The sequence below is a fragment of the Citrobacter sp. wls711 genome (genome assembly GCF_005281055.1).
Lineage (GTDB): Bacteria > Pseudomonadota > Gammaproteobacteria > Enterobacterales > Enterobacteriaceae > Citrobacter > Citrobacter gillenii.
This window is the reverse complement of the sequence record NZ_SZXC01000052.1, coordinates 45,033-56,111: the sequence shown is the minus strand read 5'-3', so window position 1 is coordinate 56,111 and position 11,079 is coordinate 45,033. Positions and strand designations below refer to the sequence as shown.

The window sequence follows — 11,079 nt, the reverse complement described above, 5'->3', positions numbered from 1 at the left end:
AAAAGCATAAACAAATCAATTCGCTAAAGTGAACCACCTGCTCATCAAGCCTAATACCTGATCTTTATCTGAAAAAACAAAAATGCAGACGGTTACGCATTACAGCGACGCCTGCCATCCGCAGGATAGCAGGTTATGTTTAACACTACGGATACGTCGACGTAATGATAAAAAAAGAGCTATGGATTAACCAAATCAAAGGGTTATGTATTTGCCTGGTGGTCATTTACCATTCCGTGATTACCTTTTACCCCCATCTCACCAGTTTTCAGCATCCGCTGTCAGAACTGCTGACCAAGTGCTGGATTTACCTCAATCTTTACCTGGCTCCGTTTCGCATGCCGGTGTTTTTCTTTATTTCGGGATATCTGATCCGTCGATACATCGATGGCGTGGGCTGGACGACCTGCGTAGATAAACGGATCTGGAATATTGCCTGGGTACTGCTGCTGTGGGGAATGGTGCAATGGCTGGCACTCACCATGCTCAATCACTGGCTGGCACCAGAACGCGATCTGAGCCAGGCCGCCAACGCCGCGTATGCCGGTTCCGTCGGCGACTTTTCCTGGGGCATGCTGACCGCCAGCACCAGCTTATGGTATCTGTATGCGCTGATCGTCTACTTCATTCTGTGCAAACTTTTCAGCCGCTGGGCGCTGCCGCTGCTGGCTCTGTTCGTATTGCTCAGTGTGGCGGTCAGTTTTTTTCCGACGCCGTGGTGGGGAATGAATAGCGTGATACGTAATCTGGCGTATTACAGTCTCGGGGCATGGTTTGGCAGCACGCTGATGGCAGGGATTAAAGAGGTTCCGCTGCGCCGCCACCCGATCCTGTTCTCGTTGACGATGATTCTGGCGGTCATCGGATGGCTGGCCAACGTTTCGCTGCTGCTTTCATTGGTTTCCATTGTGTTGATCATGAAGCTGTTTTATCAGTTCGAGCAACGCTTAGGTATGCGTGCGGCTAGCCCATTAAGCGTGATCGGCTCTAACACAATCGCCATCTACACAACCCACCGAATTTTGGTCGAACTGTTCAGCTTAACGCTGATTCCCGTCATCAATCATGCTAAATGGTCTGCGCATGCAGAACTGGCCCTGCTGCTGATTTATCCGTTTGTCTGTTTGCTGCTGTGTACCTTGTTTGGCCTGCTGGTACGCAAAATTTCACAAAAAACCGTTGCCGACCTGCTGTTTTCCCCACCCTCTTTATCGGCCGCCTCGCGCTAACCTTAACGCGCTTTTTGCCCCCGTCAGGGGGCGAATCAATTTGCTTATGAGAAACGTTTGCGGATAATAAGAACATTGCTTATCAGACGTATATCTAAACGAGATCCTGACAACCGAATGCCTGAACAACATCGTTACACGCTCCCGGCAAAAGCCGGCGATCAGCGCCAGTTAGGTGAACTTACCGGTGCTGCCTGCGCCACGCTGGTGGCAGACATTGCCGAACACCACGCCGGCCCCGTGGTACTCATCGCACCGGATATGCAAAATGCCCTGCGCCTGCATGACGAAATTCGCCAGTTTACCGACCAGATGGTGATGAACCTCGCGGACTGGGAAACGCTCCCGTACGACAGTTTTTCTCCACATCAGGAAATCATCTCCTCGCGGCTCTCCACGCTATATCAACTGCCTTCTATGCAGCGCGGCGTGCTGATCGTGCCGGTCAACACGCTGATGCAACGTGTGTGCCCACACAGCTATCTGCACGGTCACGCGCTGGTGATGAAAAAAGGTCAGCGTTTATCGCGTGACGCCCTGCGTGAGCAACTGGAAAGTGCCGGTTATCGCCACGTTGATCAGGTCATGGAACACGGTGAATATGCCACACGCGGTGCGCTGCTGGACCTGTTCCCGATGGGCAGCGAACTGCCTTACCGTCTTGATTTCTTTGATGATGAAATTGACAGTTTGCGTCTGTTTGATACCGATACCCAACGCACTCTGGAAGAAGTCGACGCTATTAATCTGCTACCCGCACACGAATTCCCCACCGATAAAACGGCCATCGAACTGTTCCGCAGTCAGTGGCGCGACACCTTTGAGGTGAAACGCGACGCTGAACATATTTATCAGCAGGTCAGTAAAGGCACGCTGCCTGCCGGGATCGAATACTGGCAGTCGCTGTTTTTCAGCGAGCCGTTGCCGCCGCTATTCAGCTACTTCCCGGCCAATACACTGCTGGTGAATACCGGCGACCTGGAAACCAGCGCCGAGCGCTTTCAGGCCGACACGCTGTCGCGCTTTGAGAATCGGGGCGTTGACCCGATGCGTCCACTTCTGCCGCCGGAATCACTGTGGCTGCGGGTGGATGAGCTGTTCTCTGAACTTAAACGCTGGCCCCGCGTTCAGCTGAAAACCGAGAGCCTGCCGAAAAAAGCGGCGAATACCAACCTCGGGTTCCAGAAGCTGCCAGACCTGGCCATCCAGGCGCAGCAAAAAGCGCCGTTGGATGCATTACGTAAGTTCCTTGAAGCCTTTACCGGTCCGGTGATTTTCTCGGTAGAAAGTGAAGGCCGTCGTGAAGCTCTCGGTGAACTGCTCGCCCGTATCAAGATTGCGCCGAAGCGCATTTTGCGCCTCGATGAAGCGGTCGATGCCGGTCGTTATCTGATGATTGGCTCGGCGGAACACGGGTTTATTGATAGCAAACGAAATCTGGCGCTGATCTGCGAAAGCGATCTCCTCGGCGAGCGCGTGGCGCGCCGTCGTCAGGATTCGCGTCGCACCATCAACCCCGATACCTTAATCCGCAACCTGGCGGAGTTGCACCCCGGTCAGCCGGTGGTGCATCTGGAGCACGGCGTGGGGCGCTACGCCGGCATGACCACGCTGGAAGCAGGCGGTATCACCGCTGAATACCTGATGCTCACCTACGCCAACGACGCCAAACTGTATGTACCCGTGTCGTCATTACACTTAATCAGCCGTTACGCCGGTGGTGCAGAAGAAAATGCGCCGCTGCATAAACTCGGCGGTGACGCCTGGTCACGTGCGCGGCAGAAAGCCGCCGAGAAAGTGCGCGATGTGGCAGCAGAGCTGCTGGACATCTACGCCCAGCGTGCGGCGAAAGAAGGCTTTGCCTTTAAGCATGACCGCGAACAGTACCAGCTGTTTTGCGACAGCTTCCCGTTTGAAACCACGCCCGATCAGGCGCAGGCCATTAACGCGGTACTCAGCGATATGTGTCAGCCGCTGGCGATGGATCGACTAGTCTGCGGCGACGTTGGCTTCGGTAAAACCGAAGTAGCGATGCGCGCCGCCTTCCTCGCCGTCGAGAACCACAAACAGGTCGCCGTACTGGTACCGACCACCCTGCTTGCTCAACAGCACTTCGACAACTTCCGTGACCGCTTTGCCAACTGGCCGGTACGCATTGAGATGTTGTCGCGTTTTCGTAGCGCCAAAGAGCAAGCGCAGATCCTGGAGCAGGTCGCTGAAGGTAAAATCGATATTCTTATCGGTACTCACAAACTGCTACAAAGCGATGTGAAGCTAAAAGATTTAGGTCTGCTGATCGTCGATGAAGAGCACCGCTTCGGCGTGCGGCATAAAGAACGAATCAAAGCGATGCGCGCTGACGTGGATATTCTGACGCTAACCGCAACGCCGATCCCTCGCACGCTGAATATGGCGATGAGCGGTATGCGCGATCTGTCGATCATTGCCACGCCGCCCGCCCGCCGTCTGGCGGTCAAAACCTTTGTGCGCGAGTATGACAATCTGGTGGTACGCGAAGCCATTCTGCGTGAAGTGCTGCGTGGTGGTCAGGTCTATTATCTGTTCAACGACGTTGAGAACATCCAGAAAACTGCCGACAGGCTGGCAGAACTGGTGCCGGAAGCGCGTATTGCCATCGGGCATGGACAGATGCGCGAGCGCGAGCTGGAACGCGTGATGAACGATTTCCACCACCAGCGATTTAACGTGCTGGTGTGTACCACCATTATCGAAACCGGGATCGACATTCCGACTGCCAACACGATTATCATCGAACGTGCGGACCACTTCGGTCTGGCGCAGCTGCATCAGCTACGTGGTCGCGTGGGACGCTCGCATCACCAGGCCTACGCCTGGCTGCTGACACCGCACCCGAAAGCCATGACCACCGACGCACAAAAACGCCTCGAAGCCATTGCCTCACTGGAAGATTTGGGTGCAGGTTTTGCGCTGGCGACCCACGACCTCGAGATTCGCGGGGCAGGCGAACTGCTGGGTGAAGACCAGAGCGGCTCAATGGAAACCATCGGTTTCTCGCTGTATATGGAGCTGCTGGAGAACGCGGTGGATGCGCTCAAAGAAGGGCGTGAACCGTCGCTGGAAGATCTCACCAGTCAACAAACCGAAGTGGAACTGCGCATGCCGTCGCTGTTGCCGGATGATTTCATTCCCGATGTGAACACGCGACTGTCATTCTATAAACGCATTGCCAGTGCAAAGGGTGAAAATGAACTGGAAGAGATCAAGGTCGAGCTAATCGACCGCTTTGGCCTGCTGCCCGATCCTGCCCGCACGCTGCTGGATATTGCCCGTCTACGCCAGCAGGCGCAAAAGCTGGGTATCAGAAAGCTCGAGGGTAATGAAAAAGGCGGTACCATTGAATTTGCAGAGAAAAACCACGTCAACCCAGTGTGGCTGATCGGTTTGCTGCAAAAACAACCACAGCACTTCCGCCTGGACGGTCCCACGCGCCTGAAGTTTATTCAGGACCTTGCTGACCGTAAAACGCGTATGGAGTGGGTGCGTCAGTTTATGCGCCAACTGGAAGAAAACGCCGTAGCATAGCCATCAGGCCGGGTGCAGTTCACCGTGCTCACCCGGCCGGTTGAATTTACAAACTCTTTGCACTTCCCTGCACTTCCCGACACAGCAAACCGCCATAATTCCTGTTTACTTTTATATGATAAAAACCACGTAAAAACAATGGACTTATGGCAATGTTAAACAATAAGCAATTCTCTCGCTGGCTGACGTATTTTACGCTTGCCGCGTCTCTTGCGCTGGCGCTTCCGGCCCAGGCGAACACCTGGCCGCTGCCTCCGCCAGGAAGCAGACTGGTGGGTGAAAATACCGTACACGTTGTCGAAGATAACGGCGGTTCACTGGAAGCCATTGCGAAAAAGTACAATGTGGGTTTTTTAGCGCTGCTACAGGCTAACCCCGGCGTCGACCCTTTCGTGCCAAGAGCCGGTAGCGTATTAACCATTCCGCTGCAAACCCTGCTACCGGATGCCCCGCGCGAAGGGATTGTGATTAATCTTGCCGAGTTGCGTCTGTACTATTATCACCCAGGTAAAAATTCGGTGACCGTGTATCCGATTGGTATTGGTCAACTGGGCGGAGATACCCTGACCCCCACCATGGTAACCAGTATCTCTGATAAACGTGCCAACCCGACCTGGACCCCAACGGCCAATATCCGCGCCCGTTACAAAGCCAATGGTATCGACCTGCCTGCCGTCGTCCCTGCGGGTCCGGAAAACCCGATGGGCCATCATGCCATCCGCCTGGCGGCTTACGGTGGAGTCTATTTACTTCATGGTACCAACGCTGATTTTGGTATCGGTATGCGCGTCAGCTCTGGCTGTATTCGCCTGCGCGACGGTGATATTGAAACCTTATTCCGTCAGGTTACGCCAGGTACCAAGGTCAATATTATCAACACGCCGATCAAAGCCTCTGTTGAACCCAACGGCGTGCGCCTGGTAGAAGTGCATCAGCCGTTGTCGGAAAATATTGATGACGATCCGCAGGTGCTGCCGATCGTACTGAACGCGTCGATGAAGACGTTTAAGAATGCGGCACAAACGGATGCCTCCGTCATGGAACACGCTATGGAACTGCGTTCCGGGATGCCGGTAGACGTAACGCGTCATCACGACGTCAGTCAGCAGTCACTGTAAACAGTTGCCCATAAAAAACCCCCGCTGGATGTTATTCCGCGGGGGTTTTTTTAGTTAACTCGCAGTGGCATTGCGATGGGTTAAAACTTATTTGTAGATTACCGCTGTACCATGAAGAGTGTTAGGACCGGTCACAGAGGTAATACGGAACGATTTCGCCCCCATTTCATCTGCTTTCTGCGCCAGTTGATCTTCCAGAGAACCTAAGTTAGTCCCCGCATTCGCAGAGATAATCCCTACCTTCTGTTGGCCTTCAGGCGTGGCCTGAACTTCTACAGCGGCAAAGCTGGCAAATGAAAGTGAGCTCAGAACCGTAGCAAGTAGCAGCGTTTTTACGTTTTTCATAATAGTGACCTTATGCAGATGAATGTCTGTCGAAAAGATTAACTTAACGATCGATAGGGAAATCATAGATGTGATCCATGTCACACGTCAATGTTTTTTATAACGATCGTTATATAAAATGCAAAGGTCTTATTTTTCATATCAATAGGAACAAATTATTTTTATCGTGAATACACTGGAGAGTGTGGGAAAATATTTTTATAATGATTGTTCAATAAACACAACCAGGTACGACGGCACCATGACAACTGAAACGACAGGTTGTGCAAAAAAAAGCCGTGGCCGACCAAAAGTGTTCGACAGGGAAGCCGCGCTTGATAAGGCCATGACACTCTTCTGGCAGCACGGATATGAAGCGACCTCGCTCGCCGATCTCGTGGAAGCAACCGGTGCCAAAGCGCCCACGCTGTATGCGGAATTCACCAATAAGGAAGGGTTATTTCGTGCCGTGCTGGACCGCTACATCACCTGCTTCGCTGCAAAGCACGAAGCCCAACTCTTTTGCGAAGAAAAAAGCCTCACCTGTGCGCTGGAAGACTATTTCACGGCAATCGCCAGCTGCTTCACCAGCAAAGACACGCCAGCAGGATGTTTTATGATTAATACCTCCGCAACGCTTGCCGCCTCTTCCCGCGATATTGCGCACACGGTGAAATCCCGCCATGCCATGCAGGAGCAAACGCTGACCCAGTTTCTTCGCCAGCGCCAGCAACATGGCGAAATTCCGGCACACTGCGATCCGCAGAAACTGGCCGAATTTCTGAACTGTATTTTACAAGGCATGTCGATCAGCGCCCGCGAAGGGGCAACTTTTGAGAAATTGATGCAGATAACCCGGACCACGCTGCGTCTGTGGCCTGAACTGCTGAAAGAAGAAACCGCGCCTCTGGCCTGAACTCCGCATTAACCTTCTGATAAAAAAAGCCCCCCAGCCTGAGCGAATGGGGGGCTAATTAATGTACAGAGCAAGACTATTTTACGCGTTGTTATTCAGCACCAACTGGCCGTTGTTATCCAGTGGGATTTGCGAGCCAGGGTCTTTATCCATGCGGATTTTGCCCTGCTGATCGCCAATTTTGTAGGTCACGTCGTAACCCAGCATTTTTTCCGATTTGTCATACACTGTTTTACAGCGCTGCTGCGTACTGGTGTAAGTATCGTTTTCCTGCATCGAACCCTGGATCTGGTTACCGGCATAACCGCCACCTAATGCCCCTGCAACGGTGGCAATATCTTTACCGCGTCCGCCACCAAACTGATGACCGATAACCCCACCCGCAACAGCACCCAGAACTGAACCCGCAATACGATTTTCATCCTGCACCGGCTTACGGTGGGTAACCGTCACGTTACGGCATTCCTGACGCGGCGTTTTTACCGTTTCTTTAATCGGGGTCGCAGAGACAACATGTGCATATTGTGGGCCACGCTCAAACACGTTAAGACTGGCCACCGCTGCTACACCCAGCGCAGCAGCTACGCCAATCCCTATACCCGCCAACATTGATTTATTCACGGGACTTCCTCCTTTTTTGCTATTAGCAACAACTTTGCAACAGGAGATGAAAAATGCCAATCAGATTACGGATGAAAATAGCGGAACAAGGAAGCAAAGCAGCAGGATTCAGAGAACTCTTAAGGAAGGGGCCGGATGAACAGCGTCATCCGGCATCACACATCGATATTAGTGCAGTTTCAGGCGCGGGCGAATTACACGGTTGATGCTACCCACCAGCATCATCAGGCCGGTTTTGAAATAGCCGTGCAGCGCAATCTGGTGCATACGGTACAGCGAAATGTAGACAAAGCGCGCAATACGCCCTTCCACCATCATCGAACCGCGCGTCAGGTTGCCCATCAGGCTACCAACGGTAGAGAAGTTAGACAGTGAAACCAGCGAGCCGTGATCTTTATACTGATACGCCTTCAGCGGCTTGCCGTTCATCTGCGCCAGAATGTTGCTCATTGCGCACGATGCCATCTGGTGTGCAGCCTGGGCGCGCGGCGGGACAAAGCCCCCTTCCGGACGCGCGCAGGAGGCACAGTCACCAATCGCGTACACGTCAGGGTCGCGCGACGTCTGCAGAGTCGGTTCAACCACCAGCTGATTAATACGGTTCGTTTCCAGACCGCCAATATCCTTCATAAAGTCTGGCGCTTTGATACCTGCCGCCCAGACCATCAGATCGGCTTCAATATACTCGCCGTCTTTGGTGTGCAGACCGCCTTCATCAGCGCTGGTCACCATCGTCTGCGTCAGCACACGCACGCCCAGCTTGGTCAGCTCATTATGAGCCGCGCTGGAAATACGTGGCGGCAACGCAGGCAGAATACGCTCACCGGCTTCCACCAGCGTCACGTTCAGCGCTTCGTTGGTTAACCCTTTGTAGCCGTAGCTGTGCAGCTGTTTCACCGCATTATGCAGTTCAGCCGACAGCTCCACACCCGTCGCACCACCACCGACAATAGCGATATTCACTTTGCCGTTGGCGCCCAAATTCGCCGAATACTTCAGAAACAGGTTCAGCATTTCCTGATGGAAACGGCGAGCCTGATGCGGGTTATCAAGGAAGATGCAATGATCTTTGACGCCCGGCGTGTTGAAATCATTGGAGGTACTGCCCAACGCCATTACCAGCGTGTCATACGCCACTTTGCGCTCAGGAACCAGCAGTTCACCTTTCTCATCGCGCAGCTCAGCGATAGTAATAGTCTTCGCTTCGCGATCGATATCCATAACCGAACCCAGCTGGAATTCAAAGCCGTGGTTACGGGCATGCGCCAGATAGCTCAGTGCATCAACACCCTCATCCAGCGATCCGGTTGCCACTTCGTGCAGCAACGGTTTCCATAGATGGCTGTGATTTCTGTCTACCAGTGTGATTTTGGCCTTCTTCTTGCGCCCCAGCTTTTTACCGAGCTGCGTCGCCATTTCCAGTCCGCCAGCACCGCCGCCGACAATCACGATCCTTCTCAATGGTGTAGTCAACGTGACCCCCTTAAATTTTATTAACCAATTGTTAATTAAACGTTATAGGCATAGCCTTTAATTAACAACACGTTACGATAATGAAAATGCCCTTCGAGACTGAGAATAACACGAACGGTGCATTGGTCATACCAAATTTGATGTGCATCAAGTTTTGATGCTGAAAAGATAGACAACTGGAATTTTAAAGATAAAAAAACCAGCCCGCAGGCTGGCTTTGTTAAACGTGGGTGAGTGACTAACCTAACGTCTTAAAGGCTTTGATTCGCTGCAAATGTGGGGAGATATTTTTAAATTTATGGGTCTGATCTTCGTCCCATACAATTTCATAGTAGTGATGCAGTTCTTCGGAAGCACGCTGGCTGTTCAGCGCTTCATCATGCCGTGACAGAATGACCAGACACCGGTCGCGATTCTTCTCACGGAAATTGGTCACACATTTCGTGGCGATGTCAGCGTACTCTTCCGGCCTGTCGATTTTTCCTTCCATGTTCTCATTCGGGAACAAGTTAGGGTTAAACACCACCTGGCGAATATCACACAGAAAACCAATCCTTTCTGCCCAGTAGCCACCCAGACCCACACCGCAAATCAGCGGTCGGTCGTCGACATTAAGCTGCAACATTTTATCTACTTCTTTCAGCAGATGCTGCATATCATGTTTAGGATGCCGTGTACTGTAGCTAATCAGCCTGACATCCGGGTCAATAAACTGTAATTGCAACACTTTCTCGTGGTTGCCCGGACTGTTAGAGTCAAAACCGTGTAAATAGATAATCATCGCATCCTCGCAAACTTGCGTTAATGACCTGCTTTCTCTTCCTGCCAGCGTTCATGAAGCTGGTTGAGCTGGGCGCTGATTGTTTTCCAGCGATCCGAGTCCATCAGTTCCTGACGCGAAAATGAACCTTTATGATACAAACGTGTAACACGCTCTGCATTGATCGGCGACAGATTATCTAACACACTGACTGCCCCTTTACGATTATTGCAGACCAGGATCATATCGCAACCTGCATCCAGCGATGCCTGGCCTCGCTCTGCATAGCTCCCCATGATTGCCGCACCTTCCATCGACAGATCGTCAGAGAAAATCACACCGTCAAAACCAAGCTCCTGACGCAGGACCGTTTTTAGCCAGTGCGGTGAACCACTCGCCGGGCGGGAGTCTACTTCGCTATAAATAACGTGCGCAGGCATAATCGCGTCGAGTTTGTTTTCCGTAATAAGCGCCTGGAACACCGACATATCGTTAGCGCGAATTTCAGCTTCCGGTCGCGGATCGGTGGGCGTTTCTTTGTGCGAATCCGCCGTCACTGCCCCATGTCCAGGGAAATGTTTCCCGGTGGTTTTCATGCCTGCCGCGTGCATACCGTCGATAAAGCGCGTCGCCATCGCCAGCGCTTTTAGCGGATCGGCATGATACGAGCGCTCGCCAATCGCGGCACTGATATGGCCGACATCCAAAACGGGGGCAAAACTGATATCGATGTCCATCGCAATCATCTCGCTGGCCATCAACCATCCTGCGTTTTCAGCCAGCTTTCCACCCTCTTCCAGACCGTGCAGTGCGGCAAAGGATTGTGCCGCTGGCAGGCGGGTAAAACCTTCACGAAAACGCTGCACGCGCCCGCCTTCCTGATCCACCGCCACCACCAGATGATTACGTGACGCCGCGCGGATCTGACGCACTAATTCACGTAACTGTTCCGGGTCGTGGTAATTGCGGGTAAAGAGGATTAAACCACCCACCAACGGGTGCGCCAAAATCTCACGCTCTTCCGCGTCCAGCTCATACCCTTCAACATCCAACATTACTGGACCCACACTGCTC

The 11,079-nt window shown here is 52.7% G+C and carries 9 protein-coding genes; 4 read left to right on the top strand and 5 right to left on the bottom strand.

What is annotated here, in order from left to right:
• Nucleotides 1-164: 164 nt before the first annotated feature.
• The 3 genes from FDW98_RS16250 to FDW98_RS16240 all read left to right on the top strand — a co-directional run bounded on the left by FDW98_RS16250 (nt 165) and on the right by FDW98_RS16240 (nt 5,911).
• The gene (locus tag FDW98_RS16250) at nt 165-1,229 is read left to right on the top strand and encodes an acyltransferase family protein (RefSeq protein ID WP_096757413.1); all 1,065 of its coding nucleotides are present in this window, start codon (nt 165-167) and stop codon (nt 1,227-1,229) included.
• 117 nt (nt 1,230-1,346) lie between these two features.
• Complete coding sequence (gene mfd / locus FDW98_RS16245) at nt 1,347-4,793, top strand: transcription-repair coupling factor (protein ID WP_137398883.1); 3,447 nt, start codon at nt 1,347-1,349, stop codon at nt 4,791-4,793.
• A gap of 152 nt (nt 4,794-4,945) precedes the next feature.
• Nucleotides 4,946-5,911: a L,D-transpeptidase family protein gene (locus FDW98_RS16240; protein ID WP_096757415.1), complete on the top strand. Its 966-nt coding sequence runs from the start codon at nt 4,946-4,948 to the stop codon at nt 5,909-5,911.
• An 87-nt stretch (nt 5,912-5,998) separates the two neighbouring features.
• Here FDW98_RS16240 and bhsA read toward each other — a convergent pair whose 3' ends face one another.
• Complete coding sequence (gene bhsA / locus FDW98_RS16235; protein ID WP_096759426.1) at nt 5,999-6,256, bottom strand: multiple stress resistance protein BhsA; 258 nt, start codon at nt 6,254-6,256, stop codon at nt 5,999-6,001.
• Nucleotides 6,257-6,497: 241 nt separating this feature from the next.
• Between bhsA and comR the strand changes: the two genes are divergently transcribed.
• Nucleotides 6,498-7,151 (top strand): TetR family copper-responsive transcriptional repressor ComR, encoded by a 654-nt coding sequence (gene comR / locus FDW98_RS16230; protein ID WP_096757416.1) that lies wholly within the window; start codon nt 6,498-6,500, stop codon nt 7,149-7,151.
• A gap of 81 nt (nt 7,152-7,232) precedes the next feature.
• Here comR and FDW98_RS16225 read toward each other — a convergent pair whose 3' ends face one another.
• The 4 genes from FDW98_RS16225 to nagZ form a co-directional block, all read right to left on the bottom strand.
• A complete protein-coding gene (locus FDW98_RS16225) occupies nt 7,233-7,772 on the bottom strand; it encodes a glycine zipper 2TM domain-containing protein (protein WP_096757417.1) in 540 nt (179 codons plus the stop codon).
• Nucleotides 7,773-7,940: 168 nt separating this feature from the next.
• Nucleotides 7,941-9,245, bottom strand: coding sequence for an NADH-quinone dehydrogenase (gene ndh, locus FDW98_RS16220; protein WP_096757418.1), 1,305 nt, complete (start codon nt 9,243-9,245; stop codon nt 7,941-7,943).
• A 238-nt stretch (nt 9,246-9,483) separates the two neighbouring features.
• Nucleotides 9,484-10,026 carry an alpha/beta hydrolase YcfP gene (gene ycfP, locus FDW98_RS16215; RefSeq protein WP_096757419.1) on the bottom strand — a complete coding sequence of 181 codons (543 nt, stop codon included), beginning with the start codon at nt 10,024-10,026 and terminating at the stop codon, nt 9,484-9,486.
• 20 nt (nt 10,027-10,046) lie between these two features.
• Nucleotides 10,047-11,072, bottom strand: coding sequence for a beta-N-acetylhexosaminidase (gene nagZ, locus FDW98_RS16210; protein ID WP_096757420.1), 1,026 nt, complete (start codon nt 11,070-11,072; stop codon nt 10,047-10,049).
• Between the last annotated feature and the right edge of the window lie 7 nt (nt 11,073-11,079).

What these genes read in the sequence shown, in the direction of transcription:
- FDW98_RS16250 (WP_096757413.1), top strand. Translation starts at nt 165, where the DNA reads ATGATAAAAAAAGAGCTATGGATTAACCAAATCAAAGGGTTATGTATT.
- mfd (WP_137398883.1), top strand. Translation starts at nt 1,347, where the DNA reads ATGCCTGAACAACATCGTTACACGCTCCCGGCAAAAGCCGGCGATCAG.
- FDW98_RS16240 (WP_096757415.1), top strand. Translation starts at nt 4,946, where the DNA reads ATGTTAAACAATAAGCAATTCTCTCGCTGGCTGACGTATTTTACGCTT.
- bhsA (WP_096759426.1), bottom strand. Translation starts at nt 6,256, where the DNA reads ATGAAAAACGTAAAAACGCTGCTACTTGCTACGGTTCTGAGCTCACTT.
- comR (WP_096757416.1), top strand. Translation starts at nt 6,498, where the DNA reads ATGACAACTGAAACGACAGGTTGTGCAAAAAAAAGCCGTGGCCGACCA.
- ycfP (WP_096757419.1), bottom strand. Translation starts at nt 10,026, where the DNA reads ATGATTATCTATTTACACGGTTTTGACTCTAACAGTCCGGGCAACCAC.